This is a genomic window from Enterobacter cloacae complex sp.6700776, assembly GCF_048284255.1.
Classification (GTDB): Bacteria; Pseudomonadota; Gammaproteobacteria; order Enterobacterales; family Enterobacteriaceae; genus Enterobacter; species Enterobacter intestinihominis.
Genome location: NZ_JBLVYK010000009.1, coordinates 56,172 through 74,796, shown reverse-complemented (window position 1 = coordinate 74,796; position 18,625 = coordinate 56,172). Strand labels below are relative to the sequence as shown.

Here is an 18,625-nt window from a genome sequence, read left to right as displayed (position 1 = left end):
TCTCGGATAATGAAGCGATGACCCACAAGGAGGCTCACCGTGCAAGGCGTACCGGAACAGTTTACTGATGAGAGAGACAGAGCGCGCTTTCGCCATCTGGCGCAGTTGCCGGGTCTGGAGCTATATCACGCGCATATTGCTGACTACGCCTTTGAGCCTCACACGCATGAAGCCTTCGGTATCGGCACCATTGAAACCGGCGCCGAACGCTTCCGTTACCGCGGAACCCAACACTTAGCCGCTGAAAAATCGGTCGTGACCATGAACCCGGACGAGATCCACACGGGCGAATCCGCCACCGAAGGCGGCTGGCGCTACCGGATGGTCTATATCGAACCCGACCTGCTGGAAGAAGTCACCGGCCTTCGCCACTGGTGGTTTAGCGACGTGACCCGCCACGACCCGCTGCGCTCGCAGCAAATTGGCCAGCTGATTTACGGCCTTTGGCATACGAACGATGCGCTGGCACAAAAAGGGTTGCTGCTGGATCTGATTGAGACGTTCCAGCCGCTGGCCCGTCACGCGCCGGTAGCCCGGGAGGGCGCGCACCGCTTCGAGCGCGTTCGCGACTATCTGCACGACAACTATATGCGCGCGCTCACCCTGGACGAACTGGCGAACGTTGTGTCGCTCAGTCCGTACCATTTCCAGCGCCAGTTTAAGGCCCATTTTCACGTCACCCCACACCAGATGCTGATGGCCATCCGGCTGTGGCGCGCCAAAGCATTCCTCACCCACGGCATGCCTGCCGCCGAGGTGGCCGCCGCAACGGGGCTGACCGATCAGTCTCACCTGACCCGCGCCTTTACCCGCCGCTACGGCATTACGCCCGTGCGTTACCAGAAGCAGGTTTCGCCGCGCTAATGCGCAACCTCATACAATACGCGTGCATCTGTGCCTCCTACACTGGCTACAACATGTATTACTGTGGACGAAAAGATGATTAGTGGCGTGTTGTATGCCCTGCTTGCAGGGTTGATGTGGGGGCTGATTTTCGTCGGCCCACTGATTGTGCCGGAGTACCCGGCAATATTGCAGTCGACCGGACGCTATCTGGCGCTGGGGCTTATTGCCGTGCCGCTGGCATGGCTGGGGCGTGCGCGTCTGCGCCAGCTGAGTTGCCAGGACTGGCTCACCGCGCTGTGGCTGACCATGATGGGTAATCTTATCTACTACGTCTGCCTGGCCAGCGCCATTCAGCGTACCGGTGCGCCGGTGTCGACCATGATTATCGGCACGCTGCCGGTGGTCATTCCGGTTTTCGCAAACCTGCTTTATAGCCAGCGAGACGGCAAACTGGCGTGGTCAAAAATGGTGCCTGCGCTGGTATGCATCGCCGTGGGGCTGGTGTGCGTGAATATTGCCGAGCTACGCCACGGCCTCGAAAACTTCAGCTTGTGGCGTTACGGTTCAGGGATCTTTCTGGCGGTTATTTCGGTTGTCTGCTGGGCCTGGTATGCCCTGCGCAACGCACGCTGGCTGCGGGAAAACCCGGATAAGCATCCGATGATGTGGGCGACGGCGCAGGCGCTGGTCACGCTTCCTGTCTCGTTGCTGGGCTATGTGGGTGCATGTATCTGGCTGGGTAGCCAGCATCCGGATTTCGCCCTGCCCTTCGGACCGCGCCCGTGGGTATTCGTCGGGTTAATGGTCGCCATTGCCGTGCTCTGTTCGTGGGTTGGCGCGCTGTGCTGGAACATTGCCAGCCAGAAGCTGCCGACGGTGATACTGGGGCCGCTGATTGTCTTTGAAACGCTGGCCGGGCTGCTCTATACCTTCCTGATGCGCCAGAGCGTGCCGCCGCTGCTAACGGCCTGCGGGATCGCGCTGCTGGTCGTTGGGGTGGTGATTGCGGTGAGAGCGAAGCCGGAAAAACCGATGGTCGTTCCGGCGTCGGAGGGGTGAGCTTTTCGCCCAGCGGCGCTTCGCTTGCAGGGCCTACAAAACCGTAGGCCGGGTAAGCGTCAGCGCCACCCGGCACAGTATCAGAACGTTTCCCAGTTCGCTTCAGACGCCGCTACGGTCTGCGCTTTAGGTACATAGGTCTTTACCGGCGCGGCTTTCACCGCCTGGTTACGGGTGATCTTAAACACCGCCACCGCGTCGTTCAGGCGCGCGGCCTGATCTTCCAGCGCCGCCGCCGCCGCCGCAGACTCCTCCACCAGCGAGGCGTTCTGCTGGGTAACGCGATCCATCTCCGCCACCGCCTGGCCCACCTGGTCGATACCGCGGCTCTGTTCGTCGGAGGCCGACGCAATCTCCCCCATGATGTCCGTCACGCGCGTAACTGCATTGACGATCTCTGCCATCGTCGCGCCCGCTTCATTTACCAGCTGAGAGCCCGCGTTAACGCGCTCGCCGGAATCATCGATCAGGGCTTTGATCTCTTTCGCCGCCTGAGCGCTGCGCTGGGCAAGGGTACGCACCTCACCCGCGACAACCGCGAAGCCACGCCCCTGCTCGCCCGCACGCGCCGCTTCTACCGCCGCGTTCAGCGCCAGAATATTGGTCTGGAAGGCAATGCCATCGATTACGTTGGTAATTTGCGCAATTTTGCTGGAACTGGTGGCGATTTCGTCCATGGTGCGCACCACGCCTTCTACCACATTTCCGCCCTTCTTCGCGGTGGAGGAGGCGTCCAGCGCCAGACGAGAAGCCTGACGCGCGTTATCGGCGTTTTGCTTCACGGTGGCGGTTAACTGTTCCATGCTGGCTGCCGTCTCTTCCAGAGAAGCGGCCTGCTGCTCTGTGCGAGACGAGAGATCGTTGCTGCCCGCCGAGATTTCACCCGCGCCGGTGTAGATGGTATCTGCGCCTTCACGCACCACGCCCACCGTGTTGGCCAGCGCAGTCTGCATCTCTTGGACATTGCGCGCCAGGATCGCCATTTCATTTTTACCCTCAGCCTGAATCGGCTGGGTTAAATCCCCTGCCGCAATGGCGCGGATATGGCTGATCACCTCTTCCAGCGGCAGCAGCAGCACGCGGCGCATCGCAATCCAGCTGGAAATAATCACCGCGATCACCAGCAGCATCACCGCAGACAGGATCCACAGAATGCGTTTGTAGTCGCTTTCATTGTCCTTGATGCCTTTGTCGGTGAGCGCGGCCTGCGCCTCCCGCCACTCGCGATAGACCTTTTGCATCGCGGTCTGCTTCTGTTCGGCATTTTGTTTGAACATATCTTCCAGATTGCCCTGCCCCAGCAGAACGTTCATTTGCGTCAGCGTGGCGGAGTAGATGCGGTAGTGCTCTTCCAGCCTGTCGGCCAGGTGCTCGTCCATACCCGGCGTTTCCGGCAGCGCGTAATATTTATCGTAATGTGTCTGGGCATCAGCCAGCAGGTTTTTCGCGGTATTGACCAGCTCGTTCAGCTGCCCGCCGTTAATCTGCGACGCCATGCTGCTTTGCAGACGCAGCATGCCGCGGTTAAGGGTGACACGCGCCTGATTCAGGCTGATCCAGGCGTCGGTAAACTCCGCGACGTTCTGGCTGGAAAGCTGAGAAACGGTGAAGTTCTCTTTGTCGTTATTGAGCGCATTAATGAAAATGCCGGCGGAGATCAGTTGCATGATGCCGAGCACAAGCAGCACCGAAATCAAAAGAGTAATGACTTTTATACGTTTAAACATGCGTTGCCTTTTTTATATACAGGTATTGTCTGACCTGTATCTATCGGCACGCGCGGCAGGTTGTTTACTGTTTCTCCACCTTTAAAAACTTTCGAAAGCCCTTTTCTGCATTCAATCAGCAAGTTAAAAGCACGATTTTTTTGTGATCCCCTTCTCATTTTTACCCTTGCCTCTAAAGGGTTATAGTATCCCCATAAAGATGCATTTAAAATGCATCTTATATTCCTGATGATGAGGTAACTGCTATGGCCTTCCGCGACCAACCCTTAGGCGAGCTGGCGCTCTCCATCCCTCGCGCTTCAGCGCTGTTCCGTAAATACGATATGGATTACTGCTGCGGCGGTAAGCAAACGCTGGCGCGCGCAGCGTCGCGTAAAGAGCTGGATGTAGAAGCTATCGAAGCGGAGCTGGCTAAGCTGGCAGAACAGCCTGTCGACAAAGACTGGCGCACCGCGCCGCTGGCTGAAATCATCGACCATATCATTGTGCGTTACCACGACCGTCACCGCGAACAGCTGCCGGAGCTGATTTTACAGGCCACCAAAGTTGAGCGCGTTCACGCCGATAAACCTTCCGTACCGCGCGGCCTGGCGAAATACCTGACCATGCTGCACGAAGAACTATCCAGCCACATGATGAAAGAGGAGCAGATCCTCTTCCCGATGATCAAACAGGGCATGGGCAGCCAGGCAATGGGGCCAATCAGCGTGATGGAAAGCGAACATGATGACGCCGGAGAACTGCTGGAAGTGATCAAACACACCACCCACAATGTCACACCGCCGCCAGAGGCGTGCACCACCTGGAAAGCGATGTACAACGGCATCAACGAGATGATCGACGATCTGATGGAACACATCAGTCTTGAGAATAACGTTCTGTTCCCGCGTGCATTATCGGGTAAATAAAAAAGCCCGGTGGCGCTAGCGCTTACCGGGCCTACAACGTCCTCGAACGTAGGCCGGGTAAGCGTCAGCGCCACCCGGCAACATGCTTAACGCATGCCTGCCATCCGTTTCTTACCGATAAACAGCCAGCCCAGCCCCAGCGCGATAAACCACAGCGGCGTGACGATGAGCGCCTGACGGGTATCTTCTTCCAGCGTCAGTAGCACCAGCACGAAGACGAAGAACGCCATACACACCCAGCACATCAGCTTGCCCAGTGGCATCTTGTAGATCGACTTCTCATGCAGATGTGGACGCTGTTTGCGGTACACCAGGTATGAGCAGAGGATGATGGTCCAGACGAACATAAACAGGATCGCCGACACAGTGGTGATCATGGTGAACGCGCCGATTACGCTCGGGTTAACGTAGAGCATCACCACACCGCCCAGCAGACAGATGCAGGAGAAGGTCAGCCCTTTCGCCGGTACCGCACGTTTAGACAGTTTGGCGAACGCGCTCGGGGCAACGCCCTCCTGCGCCAGACCAAACAGCATACGGCTGGTGGAGAAAACGCCGCTGTTCGCGGAAGAGGCCGCAGAGGTCAGCACCACGAAGTTAATCAGGCTCGCGGCAGCGGGCAGCCCCACCAGCACGAACAGCTCGACGAACGGGCTCTTGGTTGGCACTACCGAGCTCCATGGCGTCACGGACATAATGATGATCAGCGCGAACACGTAGAACATGATGATACGCAGCGGAATGGAGTTGATCGCGCGCGGCAGGGATTTCTCCGGATCTTTAGTTTCCGCCGCCGTGGTTCCCACCAGCTCAATCCCGACAAACGCGAACACCGCAATCTGGAAACCGGCGAAGAAGCCGCTGATGCCTTTCGGGAACCAGCCGCCATCATTCCACAGATGGGCAAACGAGGCCTGAACGCCAGTTGGCGACTGGAAGTGCGTCAGCACCATTACCAGCCCGACGACAATCAGCGCGATGATGGCGACGATTTTGATCATCGCGAACCAGAACTCCATCTCACCGAACATTTTAACGGTCGCGAGGTTGAGGCTCAGCAGCAGGACAATCACCGCCAGCGAGGCCACCCAGTCCGACAGGCCGGGGAACCAGAATTGGGCGTAGGCCGTAATAGCGACAACATCCGCCATGCCGGTAACCACCCAGCAGAACCAGTAGGTCCAGCCGGTAAAATAGCCCGCCCACGGGCCAAGCAGGTCTGACGCGAAGTCGCTGAAGGATTTGTATTCGAGGTTCGAGAGCAGCAATTCACCCATTGCACGCATCACGAAAAAGAGCATAAAACCGATGATCATATAAACGAAGATGATCGACGGGCCTGCAAGACTGATAGTTTTGCCCGAGCCCATAAACAGCCCTGTGCCGATGGCGCCGCCAATGGCAATGAGCTGAATGTGACGGTTCGTGAGATTTCGCCGTAGCGACTGTTCAGACGTCGCCTCTTCTGCGGCGGCGACTTTGACCTGATCTACCATGTGATATTTTCCTGTTTATGCCTGTCTGTGTTGTTAAGGCTCTTCTGGCCTTTAAATACGCCAAATAAATGACGGTCCCTTTGTAAGGGCTTATCGATAGTAGGTAAGAATCGGCGGGATGAATACTATGATTTGAATATTATGTTAATAATATGTTGAAAGTGAGTGTCATATCACTCATACAGCGCGAAACAGCTCACAAAAATACACGTAACAGTTTCGTTTGCAATACAAAATGTTGATTCCGTCGTAACTCCAGGTTTTATCGCTATTTTCCTCTCCCCGATCGGAGAGAGGAAAATAAGAAAAACCGATTACAGGATTTCCAGCAGCTCGACTTCAAACACCAGGGTGCTGAATGGCGGAATGGACGCGCCAGCGCCACGCTCGCCGTATGCCAGGTTGTGCGGGATAGTCAGTTCCCATTTTGAACCTACTGGCATCAGGGTCAGGGCTTCGATCCAGCCTGCAATCACGCCGTTGACCGGGAATTCAGCCGGTTCGCCACGCGCGACGGAGCTGTCGAACACGGTGCCGTCGATCAGCTTACCGGTGTAGTGTACGCGAACGTGGTCGGTACGCGCCGGGATTGCGCCATCACCCTGATTGATTACGCGGAACTGCAAGCCGGACTCGGTGCTGTTCACGCCTTCACGCTCACGGTTCTCTTCCAGATATTTCACGCCTTCTGCCGCCATCTCTTCGAAACGCGCGCGACGTACAGTGTCAGCACGTTCGTGGATTTCACGCAGCGCACGGTGCACAACGTCAACCGGCACAGCGGGCTGCTTGCCTTCCAGCGCGTCAGCGATACCCGCCACCAGCGCTTCCGGTAACAGACCTTCCAGGCCGGATTCGCTCAGCTGCTGTCCTACCTGCAAGCCGATGCCGTAGCTTGCCTGCGCTTCGATAGTGTCAAAAGTCGGGGTGGTCATGGGTTTTCCTTCCATCACATTTAAAGTAGCGGGCAGCATATCAGCCATGCCCTTATGGGTAAAACTTTGTCTTAAGTAAAGGTGACAAACTGCGACGAAACGGAAACAATAGTAGCCGTCAGGATTTTCCCTAATATATGTCACGAAAGCTGGCTTTGTTACGCCCATCAGGCAGTTAGCAAACTACACTTCTCAGGACAGGATAAAAAGACGCGGAGCAGGAGGAGAGCCATGCCCGGGCGATTTGAACTGAAACCTACCCTGGCGAAAATCTGGCATGCGCCGGATAACTTTCGCATCATGGACCCGCTGCCGCCTTTGCACCGCAGAGGCATTATCATCGGCGCGATGCTGATGGTCATCGGTTTCCTGCTTCCTTCCGGCAGTGACAACGTTGATACCGGCCCGGTAAGCCGCAATGCTGAGCTGGATATCCAGTCGCAAAGCCAGCCGCAGCCTGATTCACAGCCGATGCAGACGCAACTGGTCACACCGTCTAACGATCCGGGCCAGGTTGCGCCGGTTGAACCTGAACCTGTTCAGGAAGATCAGGAGCAGGCCGCCGCCCCTTCAGAGCCACAGGCGCAACAGCCCACCGGCATTGAGCAGCAGTGGCGTTCGTATCGCGTAGAGCCAGGGAAAACCCTTGCTCAGCTGTTCCGCGACCACAATCTGCCGGCAACGGATGTGTATGCCATGGCGCAAGTCGAGGGGGCTGGCAAGCCGCTCAGCAACCTGCAAAATGGTCAGATGGTGCAGATCCGCCAGAATGCCAGTGGGGTGGTGACCGGGTTAACGATCGATACCGGAAACGGGCAGCAGATACTGTTTACCCGCCAGCCGGACGGCAGTTTTATCAGAGCACGTTAATAGCCCAGGCCGGGTAAGGCGAAGCCGCCCCCCGGCACTTTTGTTCTCAGGCACGACGTTTATTCACCCACCAGATCCCCGAGCAGACCAGCACCAGCGCAATCGCGTATTTGATGTCCAGAATGTCTTCGCCGAGGAATATGGCGGAGAGCACCGTTCCTGCTACAGGTATGACAAAGTTGAACGGGGCAATCATACTCACGCGGTTCACTTTCAGCAGCGCGCTCCACAGGGCGAACGCCACGGATGAGAGCAGCGTCAGATACCCCAGCACGGCGACGGCCTTCATGCTGTGCACCTCCAGCGCCCCGCCCGTGGCATAGCCTCCCACAACCAGTGCCGCCCCGCCTATCGCCAGCTGCCATCCCGTCATCACCGTCGGGTCAACGGTCTGGGAAATGCGTTTCCCGTAAAGCGTGGCCGCAGAGAGAATAAAGGCCGCCAGCACCACAAATCCGTCACCTTGCCAGACAAACTGGAAATCACTTAACCCGCCGTGGAAGTTCACCAGCATCACGCCGGTAAAGCCCAGAACACAGCCCAGCGTTTTGTTATAGCTGAGTTTGTCGTTGTGGTAGATAAAGTGCGCCAGCAGCACGCTGAAGAAGGTCCCGGTGGCATTCATGATCGAGCCGTTCACCCCGGTGGTGTAAGCAAGGCCGATATAAAAGAAGGTGTACTGGATGGTGGTCTGGGTCAGCCCGAGGATCGTTAGCTGACCAAACTGCGTGGGTGTGAGCCTGGCAATCGGTTTACGCTGGGCCAGGGCAAAGAGCAGCAGCAACGCACCGGCAAACAGAAAACGGTATCCGGCAAAGACGACTTTGGACGGAATATCATCGGTCGCGATCTGGAAGAGTTCGTAGCCGCTTTTAATGGCCGGGTATGAGCTTCCCCAAAGCAGACAGCAGAGCGTGGCGCAGGCATAGGCCACATTTCGACGGGCAAAGACGGGCGTGGGCAGAGCGGTATCCATGACAAATCTCATAAATAAAATTGCGTTTCAATTTATTATCAGAGAATGCATCAGGAATAGCGACCTTACAATCGCAAAACATGACGTAGGGTCACGCTAAAAAGCAAAACGCCGGCACAAGGCCGGCGCTTCGACGTGAGCAGAGTAAAAAATTACTCAGCTACTACGTTAACAACCAGTTTAGCGAACACTTCGCTGTGAACCTGGAAGTCAACTTCGTGCTCACCAGTGGTACGCAGAACGCCGTTCGGCATGCGAACTTCGCTCTTAGCCACTTTAACGCCTGCTGCAGTGACTGCATCAGCGATATCGCGGGTACCGATGGAACCGAACAGTTTACCTTCATCGCCAGCTTTAGACGCGATGGTAACGGTGCCCAGTGCGTTGATTGCTTCAGCGCGAGCGTTAGCAGCCGCCAGAACGTCAGCCAGTTTGGCTTCCAGTTCAGCACGACGTGCTTCGAAAAACTCTACGTTTTTCTTAGTAGCTGGAACAGCTTTACCCTGTGGTACCAGGAAGTTACGAGCGTAACCCGCTTTAACGTTTACCTGATCACCCAGGCTGCCCAGGTTTGCTACTTTATCAAGCAGAATAACTTGCATTACCTTATCCTCTTAAAGTCGTATTAATGGACCGTGCCCGATTACTGATGACGATCAGTGTACGGCAGCAGAGACAGGTAGCGAGCGCGTTTGATAGCGCGAGCCAGCTGACGCTGATATTTTGCACGAGTACCGGTGATACGGCTTGGGACAATCTTACCGCTTTCGGTGATGTAGTTTTTCAGCGTTGCGATATCTTTATAGTCGATCTCTTGAACGCCTTCCGCGGTGAAACGGCAGAACTTGCGACGACGGAAATAACGTGCCATTTGGCTAGTCTCCAGTATCTATCAAATCAATCTGCTCGGCATGCAGAACCATTTTGCTCAGGCCGTTCTTTGCCTTGTGGCAAGAGATGAACCCCTGAACGATTACTGCACTACCGACCGTTAAACTGTGAGTAATGGCCTGGTTTTCGTGTCCGCTAATGATAACGGGCATTTGGCACCACGCCTGCCGGTGAAACCCGGCTTCCTCTTGCACAGAACGATGCTCAAGCACGAACTGGCAATGCGGAATTCCTGATGGGCTGACCTTTCGAAGGGGGGTCCTGCACACGGTGCCGGACAACACCAGACGGTTGGTCATCAGAAATTACTCTTCAGAATCCCCAGCATCAGAATCATCTGCGGTTTCGTTTGCGAAATCATCGCGACGCTCACGGCGCTCGTCTTTCGCTTTAACCATCGGAGATGCTTCGGTCACTGCGTGTTTGGTACGCATAACCATGCTGCGGATAACGGCATCGTTGAAGCGGAAGGTAGTTTCCAGCTCATCAATCACTTCCTGCGGCGCTTCAACGTTCATCAGAACGTAGTGAGCTTTGTGCAGTTTGTTGATTGGGTAAGCCAGCTGACGGCGGCCCCAGTCTTCCAGACGGTGGATCGTGCCTTCTGCACCAGTGATGGCAGCAGAGTAACGCTCGATCATACCCGGAACCTGTTCGCTCTGGTCAGGATGGACCATAAAAACGATTTCGTAATGACGCATCGAATTGCTCCTTACGGATTATTCAGCCTCCTGTCTGGGTCAGCCGAGGCCCGGGGAGGCAAGGAACGTGTTAAAGGTCGGCTGAAAAATTGACGCGTCATAATACTTGCGCGCCCCGCTAAACACAAGGTGATTGCACAAATAATTCGCACAAAGGGTAAAGCTGTTCTAAGTGGGTGATTTAAAATCTCACTTATCAGAAACGCTGTTTTTTTGAACAACACCATCAGAAATGGTCACCCATCGCAACCCGAGTAGCGATTACACTTTAATCAGAAGCCTTAAGCAGAGAAGGAGAGCATTACCCCATATCACAGCACGCAGTCGTGGAGCGCATATCATGAAAAGAATCGCATTCGCCATTTTGGCTGCGCTTTTGCTCAGTGCAAACGCGATGGCAGCCATCAAGATAGACAGCCGACAGGCCAGAAACATGGATGATGTGCAGAGCTTAGGCGTTATTTACATCAATCATAACTTCGCCACTGAAAGTGAAGCAGATCAGGTGCTTAATGAAGAAACCGATGCGCAGGGCGCAAAATACTATCACGTCATACTGAAACGTGAGCCCGGCAGCAACGGCAATATGCGCGCCAGTGCAGATATTTACCAGTAACGCTTTATCGCCAGCACCAGGAAAGCCAACGAAAATCATAGCTATATATGATTGCCCCCTGCCGGGGGCTTTTTTTATGAATGGCTCCGGAATACCACCGGTTACAACTGTTTCGGTATTCCAGAGCACTTATTCACTTCTGCCCGTAATAAGCATTCGGGCCGTGCTTACGCATGAAATGCTTGTTCATCAGATAATCATCAATGCCCTGAAGCTGTGGGTTAATGCCGCGCGCAATCCACGCCATTCGAGCCACCTCTTCCAACACCACCGCGTTATGCACGGCGTCATGCGCATCTTTACCCCAGGAGAATGGACCATGCTGGTACACCACAATACCCGGCGTATGCAGTGGTTCCGTCTCACCCAGCGTTTCGATAATGACCCTGCCGGTGTTAAGTTCGTACTCGCCTTCGACCTCAGCCTGCGTTAACGCCCGCGTGCAGGGAATATCGCCGAAGAAGTAGTCCGCGTGCGTCGTACCCAAAGCAGGGATCGCCAGCCCGGCCTGTGCCCAGGCGGTGGCGTGCGTGGAATGGGTATGCACAACACCACCCAGGGACGGGTAACGCTGGTACAGCGCCAGATGGGTTGCCGTATCTGAAGAAGGACGCCATTTGCCTTCAACAACGTGTCCTTCCAGGTCAACCACCACCATATCGTCCACTTTCATGGCGTCATAGGCCACGCCGCTCGGCTTAATCACCACCAGCCCCTGATCGCGATCGATGGCGCTTACGTTGCCCCAGGTAAACGTCACCAGTCCATAGCGCGGGAGATCCATATTGGCCTCAAAGACCTGCTGTTTCAGCTTAAGCATGTTCCGCCTCCAGTAAGCCTGCCCGCGCCATGCGCTCGCGCACCCAGTCCCGGGCTTTCGCCACTTCTGCCGCCGGGTCGTCCGCGGTTTCGCTCCACATCTCAATCAGGTAAGGTCCGCAATAACCTGTCTGTTTAAGCGTCTGGAAGCACCGTTCGAAATCCACCACCCCGGTGCCGAACGGTACGTTTTTAAACACGCCGGGACGGGTATCTTTTACGTGCACCGCCACGATATGCCCGATGCCCGCCTGAAGCTCCATCTGTACGTCGTTATCCCATGCCGACAGGTTGCCGATATCCGGATAAAGCTGGAACCACGGATTGTTCAGATAGTGCGCGTAGCCCAGCGCCTTGCTGATGGAGTTCATCAATGGATAATCCATGATCTCCATCGCCAGCGTCACCTGCGCACGGCTTGCCATCTCAACGCTCTCTTTCAGGCCGTCACGGAAACGACGGCGCGTCTCATCGTTGGCTTCCTGATAGTAAACATCGTAACCCGCCAGTTGGATCACGCGGATGCCAACATCCTGTGCAAAGCGAATGGCTTTACGCATGATCTCCAGCCCTTCGGCGCGTACGGCATCATCTTCGCTGCCAAGCGGAAAACGACGGTGAGCGCTCAGGCACATGGATGGCACGCGCACGCCGGTTTCGGCAATGGCGCTCACCAGCGCCAGACGCTGGTCGCGGCGCCAGTCCAGGCGAGAAAGACGCTCGTCCGTCTCATCCACCGACATTTCGACAAAATCGAAACCCAGCTGCTTCGCCAGCTGTAACCGCTCCAGCCAGCACTCCCCCGCAGGGAGTGCCTTTTCATAGATGCCAAGCGGGACCTGTTTTGACAACATACCCGCTCCTTAACCCCAAAGCTGAGCGATTGAGCTTTTGAACTGACGCGCCGCTTCCACCGGAGACGCAGCATCACGAATGCTACGACCGGCAATAAAGACGTGAATCGGGATACCCTGGAACAGCGGCAGATCCTCCAGCGCCAGGCCACCGGTGACGGTCACTTTGAAGCCCATATCGGCCAGACGTTTGATCGCGCTGATATCGGCTTCGCCCCACGCCACGCCTGCGGCCTGCGCATCACGGCTACGGTGATAAACCACCTGCTGGATACCCGCTTCGCGCCACTCCTGCGCCTGCTCCCAGGTCCAGAAACCAGTCAGTTCAATCTGCACGTCGCCGTTGAACTCTTTCGCCACGTCCAGCGCGCCTTTCGCGGTGTTGATATCCGCACAGCAGATCACGGTGACCCAGTCGGCGTTGGCTTCAAAGCACATGCGAGAGAGAATTTTGCCCGCATCGGCAATTTTGGCATCCGCCAGCACGATTTTATGCGGATAGAGCGCCTTCAGGTCACGAACCGCACGAACGCCTTCGCCCACGCACAGAATGGTGCCGACTTCGATGATGTCCACCTCTTCCGCAATCAGACGGGTGGTTTCGTAAGCGTGAGACAGCGTCTGGTTATCCAGCGCGACCTGCAACATTGGTAATGACATTTTCAATTCCTCTTAAACGGCCGCCGCAGTGGCGTTATCAATTAAATCCAGCACGTCCTGCGCGGTACGGCAGGCACGTAAACGGTCAAAATTAGCTTCGTCATCAAACAGGTTAACGATCTGCATGATGCCCACTTCCTGGTGGGTGTTGGCATCGACAGCTGCCATGGTGATCAGAATGTCGACCGGGTCGTTATCTTCGTGGTTGAACACCAGCGGGGTTTTCAGCGTCACCAGCGCAAAACCGGTTTTCTTGACACCCTCTTCCGGGCGGCCATGCGGCATTGCCAGCCCCGGGGCAATCACAAAATAGGGGCCGTGCTGCGCCACGCCATCCAGGATGGCCTGGTAATAACGCGGCTCGACAACGTCCGCCTTAACCAGCAGGTCCACGCTCAGCTTCACCGCTTCCTGCCAGGTACTGGCTTCGGCCTGTAAAAGGATGGAGTTATTCTCAGCCAGCGAATCACGTAGTTTCATGTGGCATCCTTACTTCACGTCTTGTGGGAAGTGCTCTTTGATCACTTCCAGCAGTTTTGGCCCAAAATCCGCAGGCGACAGCATGTTGCGCACGCCTACCACGTATTTGTTGCCCGATACGCTAATCTCGCCGGCAATGTGCGTTGAAGCGATGATGATGTCCGCGCCGTTCAGTTCACTTTTGTATTCACCCACTGCGCAGCTGTTTACCGTGTGGTCAATGTTTGACTGGGTTAAAAACTGATCCACTTTCATTTTCATGATCATGGAGCTTCCTTGCCCATTGCCACACACAGCCAGGATACGTACGGTCATAATCGAAACTCCTTAGTGAGCAGAAACTTCTGCTGTTTGTTTTTCCGCATCTTCTTCAGCTCGCAGCGAACGGCCAGCGAAGAACATATAAGTCAGTGCAATCAGGATGATGACGGCCATAAAGACCAGCCCGACGGACGCAAAGCCCTGCATCATTGGCGGCGCCAGAATTGACCAGTCCGCCATGCCCATCCAGGCGCTCATGCCGGTGAGCTTGACCGCCCACACGCACCCGAAGATTTCAACCATGCCCATCACCAGGCAGATCTTGAGCGCGGCGCGCCATCCGCCGAAGTGGTTAGCAAACACGCCGATAGTGGCGTTGGAGAAGAACATCGGGATAAAGCCAGGAATAATCAGGATTGAGGAGCCACAGCCCACCAGGATGCCGACCGCAATCAGCTGGCCGATGGTGCCCCACATAAAGCCCCAGACGACGGCGTTTGGCGCAAAGCTATAGATAGCCGCACAGTCAATCGCCAGCACCGCGCCAGGGATCAGGCGCTGAGAGATACCGTTGAACGCTTCCGACAGCTCGGCGACGAACATACGCACGCCCTGAGTGATGATGAAAATGGCCACGGCAAAGGAGAAACCGGTTTGCAGGATATAGACCGTCCAGTGGGTTTTACCCGCCATCGCCTGCACCACGTCAATGCCAAAGGAGAGCAGGATGGCACCGAAGAAAAGGGTCATCACAATCGCCGTGGAGACGATGTTGTCGTGGAAGATATTCAACCAGCCAGGCAATTTGAGGTCTTCAACACTCTCCTCTTTTTTACCCAGGTACGGTGCAACTTTGTACGCAATCCAGGAGGCGAACTGCTGCTGGTGACCGATGGAGAAGCCGCAGCCGTCAGTAACGTCCTGCGTTGGCTTATACATCATGTTGGAGGTGATGCCCCAGTAAAGCGAGACCAGCACTGCCGTGCAGATGACCGTGGTCCACATTGGGTAGCCGAAGATATAGAGAGAAACGGCAATCAGCCCCGCCTGCTGGAACATGATGTGCCCGGTGAGCATGATGGTGCGAATACCGGTGATGCGGCGCAGGAGCACGTAAATGATGTTCAGCGCCAGCGCGAGCAGTACCGCATACCCAACCCAGCTGTACGCATCCCCCATGCGATCGATGGTGGCCATCATGGACGCGTAAGTGTCAGAGATGGCGCCGTTAATGCCATATACCTCAGACATTTTGGCAACGACCGGCTTAAACGTGCTGGTCAGAATGCCAGACCCCGCCTGCAACAGCATAAAACCAATGATGGTTTTGATGGTGCCTTTGATAATCACGCTGACGCTTTTGCGCAGCAGGATGTACCCCAGGCACGTCACGATACCCAGCAACAGCGGGGCGTTGGTCATTACCTGATTAAAGAAAACGGTAAAGACGTTGTAGAGGATCTCCATAACTCTCTCCAGAAAATGAGAACACGAGGGGCAATCCCTGTGTGGTTGGTGTCATCACTCTATTAATCACAAATAATCACCACAAGATTGCATTTGATTATTTGTGACGGATCACGCAATTTATTTCCATGGAGTTAGTAATGATTTTCACTACCGATCCAGAAAGACAAATAAATTCTTAATTTTCAATATATTAATTATATGTAGCGGTTATCTTAACAACGACGAGGTGTATTTTCTGTGATGTGGCGAGGGGAATTTTCCGCAAATCAGCCATTGCAAATCGATTCAAACAGTGCCAGCATTAATCACAACAAGTCACAGTATGATTACTTTTGATTAATACCAGGAGTCAAACGATGAGTAAAGTGAAAACCATCACCCGTGAATCATGGATTTTGAGTACCTTTCCGGAGTGGGGTAGCTGGCTGAACGAAGAGATCGAGCAGGAACAGGTTGCTCCTGGCACATTTGCGATGTGGTGGCTTGGATGCACCGGGATCTGGCTGAAATCAGAAGGCGGCGCCAACATTTGTGTCGATTTCTGGTGCGGCACCGGCAAACAGAGCCACGGCAATCCACTGATGAAAAAAGGCCACCAGATGCAGCGTATGGCCGGCGTTGAAAAGCTCCAGCCGAACCTGCGCACCACGCCTTTTGTGCTTGATCCTTTCGCCATTCGCCAGATCGACGCCGTTCTCTCTACCCACGATCACAACGATCATATCGACGTGAACGTGGCGGCAGCGGTAATGCAAAACTGCGCGGACGACGTACCCTTTATCGGGCCGCAGACCTGCGTGGATTTGTGGATTGGCTGGGGCGTGCCAAAAGAGCGCTGCATTGTGATGAAGCCGGGCGACGTGGTGAAAATCAAAGACGTTGAAATTCACGCGCTGGATGCCTTTGATCGCACCGCGCTGATCACCCTGCCTGCCGACCAGAAAGCCGCAGGCGTACTGCCAGACGGGATGGACGAGCGCGCAGTGAACTACCTGTTCAAAACGCCTGGCGGTTCCCTGTATCACAGCGGTGACTCTCACTACTCCAACTACTACGCGAAGCACGGTAACGAGCACCAGATTGACGTGGCGCTTGGCTCTTACGGTGAAAACCCGCGAGGGATTACCGACAAAATGACCAGCGCGGACATGCTGCGCATGGCCGAAGCGCTGAACACCAAAGTGGTGATCCCCTTCCACCACGATATCTGGTCAAACTTCCAGGCCGATCCGCAAGAGATCCGCGTCCTGTGGGAGATGAAAAAAGACCGACTCAAGTATGGTTTCAAGCCGTTCATCTGGCAGGTTGGCGGCAAGTTCACCTGGCCGCTGGATAAAGACAATCTCGAGTACCACTACCCGCGTGGTTTTGATGATTGCTTCACCATTGAGCCAGACCTGCCGTTCAAGTCCTTCCTCTGATTGTGCAGCCAATCGCCAGACACCGTGTCTGGCGATGTCATATTTAATTTAGTAATTTCATGCTATTTCAAATATCATCTTTTCAAATCAATTCTTTTCGGAATAGCTCATGACGGAAGCGCAACGGCATCAAATTTTACTGGAACTCCTGGCGCAAACAGGGTTTATCACCGTCGAGAAAGTGATCGAACGTTTAGGGATCTCCCCTGCTACCGCGCGGCGGGACATTAACAAGCTGGATGAAAGCGGCAAGCTGAAAAAAGTCCGCAACGGCGCAGAGGCCATCAGCCAGCAGCGTCCACGCTGGACGCCGATGAATATTCACCAGGCGCAGAATCACGATGAAAAGGTGCGGATTGCCAGAGCGGCATCACAGCTGGTGAATCCCGGGGAAAGCGTGGTGATTAACTGCGGCTCGACAGCGTTTTTACTGGGCCGAGAGATGTGCGGCAAGCCGGTGCAAATCATTACCAACTATCTGCCGCTGGCCAACTATCTCATTGACCAGGAACATGAAAGCGTGGTGATCATGGGGGGCCAGTATAACAAGAGCCAGTCCATAACCCTGAGCCCGCAGGACAGTGAAAACAGCCTCTACGCCGGGCACTGGATGTTTACCAGCGGCAAAGGCCTGACGGCGGATGGCCTGTATAAAACCGATATGCTCACCGCAATGGCAGAGCAGAACATGCTCAACGTGGTGGGTAAACTGGTGGTGCTGGTCGACAGCAGCAAGGTCGGTGAACGCGCCGGCATGCTTTTCAGCCGCGCCGAGCAAATCAGCATGGTGATCACCGGCAAAAACGCCAACCCCGAGATCCTCAGCAAGCTCGAGGATCAGGGTGTCACGGTGCTGCGCGTTTAAAGGTGCTGACGGAAAAACTCCACGGTGGCTTCCAGCGCAGCCGGAGTAATACGGTGCCGGACACCGGCACCCCACAGGCAGGTCAGATTGCTGTCCAGCCCTTCACGCTGTAGCGCCTGTTGCAGACGGAACGTTTCACCGGGCGGTACGACATCGTCGGCATCCCCATGCCACAGCAACAGGGGACGATCGGCCAGCTGTGAAAGCGCATGGCTGACGTCCCATTCAGACAACAGGGCCTCAATCTCCTGAGGTGCCTGCGGCGGGAACAGCGTCTTTGCCAGTGACATTAAGTAGCCCGATCCCATCAGGCAAGCCACGGACGTCACCTCCGGATGCCTGGCCATGAGCCCCAGCGCCGTCATTCCGCCCATTGATGCGCCTGCGACCGCCAGCCGTTTCCCCTCCACCAGCCCGGCCTGTAAAAGCGCGTCACGCAGCCCGGCGAACTCGGTCAGATTGCCGTGCAGCGTTTGCCAGAACAGCCCCAGCCGCGCCTGTTCATCGCCCGTAAAGCGTGCCCCATGATTCGGCGCATCAGGCATGACCACCCGGAAACCGGCCTGCGCCAGCGCGACGGAAAAATAGCTGTAGACCAGCTTTGAGGAGAGAAAGCCATGATAGAAAACTACCGTCGGCAGCGGCTGTTCACCTTTACCAGCCGGAAAAGCATGGATGATTTCATGCTCACTAAGCAGGCGAGTTTCAATTTCAATCATTGTCGATCCTGTGCTGATGAATGATTCATAATGTTGAGAGCTGGATTACGG

At 55.3% G+C, this 18,625-nt stretch carries 22 protein-coding genes; 7 read left to right on the top strand and 15 right to left on the bottom strand.

What is annotated here, in order from left to right; genetic code table 11:
* Positions 1 to 39: 39 nt before the first annotated feature.
* Both ACNQ0T_RS14780 and ACNQ0T_RS14775 read left to right on the top strand, forming a co-directional pair.
* Positions 40 to 864 (top strand): AraC family transcriptional regulator, encoded by an 825-nt coding sequence (locus tag ACNQ0T_RS14780; protein WP_199125635.1) that lies wholly within the window; start codon positions 40 to 42, stop codon positions 862 to 864.
* 75 nt (positions 865 to 939) lie between these two features.
* The gene (locus ACNQ0T_RS14775) at positions 940 to 1,905 is read left to right on the top strand and encodes a DMT family transporter (protein ID WP_032625208.1); all 966 of its coding nucleotides are present in this window, start codon (positions 940 to 942) and stop codon (positions 1,903 to 1,905) included.
* Positions 1,906 to 1,985: 80 nt separating this feature from the next.
* On the opposite strand, the gene ACNQ0T_RS14770 is transcribed toward ACNQ0T_RS14775, so the two are convergent.
* Positions 1,986 to 3,632, bottom strand: coding sequence for a methyl-accepting chemotaxis protein (locus ACNQ0T_RS14770; protein ID WP_171932312.1), 1,647 nt, complete (start codon positions 3,630 to 3,632; stop codon positions 1,986 to 1,988).
* Between the two features lie 245 nt (positions 3,633 to 3,877).
* Between ACNQ0T_RS14770 and ytfE the strand changes: the two genes are divergently transcribed.
* Complete coding sequence (ytfE, locus tag ACNQ0T_RS14765; RefSeq protein ID WP_023299148.1) at positions 3,878 to 4,540, top strand: iron-sulfur cluster repair protein YtfE; 663 nt, start codon at positions 3,878 to 3,880, stop codon at positions 4,538 to 4,540.
* An 86-nt stretch (positions 4,541 to 4,626) separates the two neighbouring features.
* Here ytfE and cycA read toward each other — a convergent pair whose 3' ends face one another.
* Together cycA and fklB are read right to left on the bottom strand one after the other, a co-directional pair.
* A complete protein-coding gene (cycA, locus tag ACNQ0T_RS14760) occupies positions 4,627 to 6,036 on the bottom strand; it encodes a D-serine/D-alanine/glycine transporter (protein WP_022646840.1) in 1,410 nt (469 codons plus the stop codon).
* A 314-nt stretch (positions 6,037 to 6,350) separates the two neighbouring features.
* A complete protein-coding gene (fklB, locus tag ACNQ0T_RS14755; protein ID WP_022646839.1) occupies positions 6,351 to 6,971 on the bottom strand; it encodes an FKBP-type peptidyl-prolyl cis-trans isomerase in 621 nt (206 codons plus the stop codon).
* Positions 6,972 to 7,202: 231 nt separating this feature from the next.
* Here fklB and ACNQ0T_RS14750 point away from each other — a divergent pair, with 231 nt between their 5' ends.
* The gene (locus ACNQ0T_RS14750) at positions 7,203 to 7,841 is read left to right on the top strand and encodes an OapA family protein (protein WP_417930196.1); all 639 of its coding nucleotides are present in this window, start codon (positions 7,203 to 7,205) and stop codon (positions 7,839 to 7,841) included.
* A 46-nt stretch (positions 7,842 to 7,887) separates the two neighbouring features.
* Here the strand turns inward: ACNQ0T_RS14750 and ACNQ0T_RS14745 are convergent, their stop codons facing one another.
* From ACNQ0T_RS14745 to rpsF, 5 genes are all read right to left on the bottom strand, one after another.
* Complete coding sequence (locus ACNQ0T_RS14745; RefSeq protein WP_022646837.1) at positions 7,888 to 8,817, bottom strand: DMT family transporter; 930 nt, start codon at positions 8,815 to 8,817, stop codon at positions 7,888 to 7,890.
* A 152-nt stretch (positions 8,818 to 8,969) separates the two neighbouring features.
* Positions 8,970 to 9,419: a 50S ribosomal protein L9 gene (gene rplI, locus ACNQ0T_RS14740; protein ID WP_006810372.1), complete on the bottom strand. Its 450-nt coding sequence runs from the start codon at positions 9,417 to 9,419 to the stop codon at positions 8,970 to 8,972.
* A 41-nt stretch (positions 9,420 to 9,460) separates the two neighbouring features.
* Complete coding sequence (gene rpsR / locus ACNQ0T_RS14735) at positions 9,461 to 9,688, bottom strand: 30S ribosomal protein S18 (RefSeq protein WP_000135199.1); 228 nt, start codon at positions 9,686 to 9,688, stop codon at positions 9,461 to 9,463.
* A gap of 4 nt (positions 9,689 to 9,692) precedes the next feature.
* Positions 9,693 to 10,007, bottom strand: coding sequence for a primosomal replication protein N (gene priB, locus ACNQ0T_RS14730; protein ID WP_022646836.1), 315 nt, complete (start codon positions 10,005 to 10,007; stop codon positions 9,693 to 9,695).
* Between the two features lie 6 nt (positions 10,008 to 10,013).
* Positions 10,014 to 10,409, bottom strand: coding sequence for a 30S ribosomal protein S6 (gene rpsF / locus ACNQ0T_RS14725; RefSeq protein ID WP_003856034.1), 396 nt, complete (start codon positions 10,407 to 10,409; stop codon positions 10,014 to 10,016).
* Between the two features lie 340 nt (positions 10,410 to 10,749).
* On the opposite strand from rpsF, the gene yjfY reads away from it, so the two are divergent.
* Positions 10,750 to 11,025 (top strand): DUF1471 family protein YjfY, encoded by a 276-nt coding sequence (gene yjfY / locus ACNQ0T_RS14720; protein WP_417930195.1) that lies wholly within the window; start codon positions 10,750 to 10,752, stop codon positions 11,023 to 11,025.
* 133 nt (positions 11,026 to 11,158) lie between these two features.
* On the opposite strand, the gene ACNQ0T_RS14715 is transcribed toward yjfY, so the two are convergent.
* From ACNQ0T_RS14715 to ulaA, 6 genes are read right to left on the bottom strand one after another with little or no spacing between them, the layout of a single operon-like run.
* Complete coding sequence (locus ACNQ0T_RS14715; RefSeq protein ID WP_126503220.1) at positions 11,159 to 11,845, bottom strand: L-ribulose-5-phosphate 4-epimerase; 687 nt, start codon at positions 11,843 to 11,845, stop codon at positions 11,159 to 11,161.
* The gene (locus tag ACNQ0T_RS14710; RefSeq protein WP_022646833.1) at positions 11,838 to 12,698 is read right to left on the bottom strand and encodes an L-ribulose-5-phosphate 3-epimerase; all 861 of its coding nucleotides are present in this window, start codon (positions 12,696 to 12,698) and stop codon (positions 11,838 to 11,840) included. Before ACNQ0T_RS14710 ends, ACNQ0T_RS14715 begins: the two co-directional genes overlap by 8 nt.
* A gap of 9 nt (positions 12,699 to 12,707) precedes the next feature.
* A complete protein-coding gene (ulaD, locus tag ACNQ0T_RS14705) occupies positions 12,708 to 13,358 on the bottom strand; it encodes a 3-keto-L-gulonate-6-phosphate decarboxylase UlaD (RefSeq protein ID WP_058677069.1) in 651 nt (216 codons plus the stop codon).
* 12 nt (positions 13,359 to 13,370) lie between these two features.
* Positions 13,371 to 13,838 carry a PTS ascorbate transporter subunit IIA gene (ulaC, locus tag ACNQ0T_RS14700; protein WP_003856024.1) on the bottom strand — a complete coding sequence of 156 codons (468 nt, stop codon included), beginning with the start codon at positions 13,836 to 13,838 and terminating at the stop codon, positions 13,371 to 13,373.
* A gap of 9 nt (positions 13,839 to 13,847) precedes the next feature.
* Entirely contained in the window at positions 13,848 to 14,153 is a 306-nt protein-coding gene (gene ulaB, locus ACNQ0T_RS14695) for a PTS ascorbate transporter subunit IIB (protein ID WP_003856022.1), read from the bottom strand.
* A gap of 12 nt (positions 14,154 to 14,165) precedes the next feature.
* Positions 14,166 to 15,566, bottom strand: a complete 1,401-nt coding sequence (gene ulaA, locus ACNQ0T_RS14690; RefSeq protein WP_022646831.1) for a PTS ascorbate transporter subunit IIC — start codon at positions 15,564 to 15,566, stop codon at positions 14,166 to 14,168.
* A 359-nt stretch (positions 15,567 to 15,925) separates the two neighbouring features.
* Between ulaA and ulaG the strand changes: the two genes are divergently transcribed.
* Together ulaG and ulaR are read left to right on the top strand one after the other, a co-directional pair.
* Positions 15,926 to 16,990 (top strand): L-ascorbate 6-phosphate lactonase, encoded by a 1,065-nt coding sequence (gene ulaG, locus ACNQ0T_RS14685; protein WP_023299142.1) that lies wholly within the window; start codon positions 15,926 to 15,928, stop codon positions 16,988 to 16,990.
* Positions 16,991 to 17,099: 109 nt separating this feature from the next.
* Positions 17,100 to 17,855: an HTH-type transcriptional regulator UlaR gene (ulaR, locus tag ACNQ0T_RS14680; RefSeq protein WP_003856014.1), complete on the top strand. Its 756-nt coding sequence runs from the start codon at positions 17,100 to 17,102 to the stop codon at positions 17,853 to 17,855.
* Here ulaR and yjfP read toward each other — a convergent pair.
* Entirely contained in the window at positions 17,852 to 18,574 is a 723-nt protein-coding gene (yjfP, locus tag ACNQ0T_RS14675; protein ID WP_063148057.1) for an esterase, read from the bottom strand. The genes ulaR and yjfP overlap by 4 nt on opposite strands.
* Positions 18,575 to 18,625: the final 51 nt, after the last annotated feature.

Coding starts and splice junctions, on each gene's coding strand:
- ACNQ0T_RS14710 (WP_022646833.1), bottom strand. CDS start 12,698: ATGTTGTCAAAACAGGTCCCGCTTGGCATCTATGAAAAGGCACTCCCT.
- ytfE (WP_023299148.1), top strand. CDS start 3,878: ATGGCCTTCCGCGACCAACCCTTAGGCGAGCTGGCGCTCTCCATCCCT.
- priB (WP_022646836.1), bottom strand. CDS start 10,007: ATGACCAACCGTCTGGTGTTGTCCGGCACCGTGTGCAGGACCCCCCTT.
- ACNQ0T_RS14750 (WP_417930196.1), top strand. CDS start 7,203: ATGCCCGGGCGATTTGAACTGAAACCTACCCTGGCGAAAATCTGGCAT.
- ulaR (WP_003856014.1), top strand. CDS start 17,100: ATGACGGAAGCGCAACGGCATCAAATTTTACTGGAACTCCTGGCGCAA.
- yjfP (WP_063148057.1), bottom strand. CDS start 18,574: ATGATTGAAATTGAAACTCGCCTGCTTAGTGAGCATGAAATCATCCAT.
- ulaB (WP_003856022.1), bottom strand. CDS start 14,153: ATGACCGTACGTATCCTGGCTGTGTGTGGCAATGGGCAAGGAAGCTCC.
- ACNQ0T_RS14745 (WP_022646837.1), bottom strand. CDS start 8,817: ATGGATACCGCTCTGCCCACGCCCGTCTTTGCCCGTCGAAATGTGGCC.
- ulaG (WP_023299142.1), top strand. CDS start 15,926: ATGAGTAAAGTGAAAACCATCACCCGTGAATCATGGATTTTGAGTACC.
- ulaA (WP_022646831.1), bottom strand. CDS start 15,566: ATGGAGATCCTCTACAACGTCTTTACCGTTTTCTTTAATCAGGTAATG.
- ACNQ0T_RS14715 (WP_126503220.1), bottom strand. CDS start 11,845: ATGCTTAAGCTGAAACAGCAGGTCTTTGAGGCCAATATGGATCTCCCG.
- ulaC (WP_003856024.1), bottom strand. CDS start 13,838: ATGAAACTACGTGATTCGCTGGCTGAGAATAACTCCATCCTTTTACAG.
- yjfY (WP_417930195.1), top strand. CDS start 10,750: ATGAAAAGAATCGCATTCGCCATTTTGGCTGCGCTTTTGCTCAGTGCA.
- rpsR (WP_000135199.1), bottom strand. CDS start 9,688: ATGGCACGTTATTTCCGTCGTCGCAAGTTCTGCCGTTTCACCGCGGAA.
- fklB (WP_022646839.1), bottom strand. CDS start 6,971: ATGACCACCCCGACTTTTGACACTATCGAAGCGCAGGCAAGCTACGGC.
- cycA (WP_022646840.1), bottom strand. CDS start 6,036: ATGGTAGATCAGGTCAAAGTCGCCGCCGCAGAAGAGGCGACGTCTGAA.
- ulaD (WP_058677069.1), bottom strand. CDS start 13,358: ATGTCATTACCAATGTTGCAGGTCGCGCTGGATAACCAGACGCTGTCT.
- rpsF (WP_003856034.1), bottom strand. CDS start 10,409: ATGCGTCATTACGAAATCGTTTTTATGGTCCATCCTGACCAGAGCGAA.
- ACNQ0T_RS14775 (WP_032625208.1), top strand. CDS start 940: ATGATTAGTGGCGTGTTGTATGCCCTGCTTGCAGGGTTGATGTGGGGG.
- ACNQ0T_RS14770 (WP_171932312.1), bottom strand. CDS start 3,632: ATGTTTAAACGTATAAAAGTCATTACTCTTTTGATTTCGGTGCTGCTT.
- rplI (WP_006810372.1), bottom strand. CDS start 9,419: ATGCAAGTTATTCTGCTTGATAAAGTAGCAAACCTGGGCAGCCTGGGT.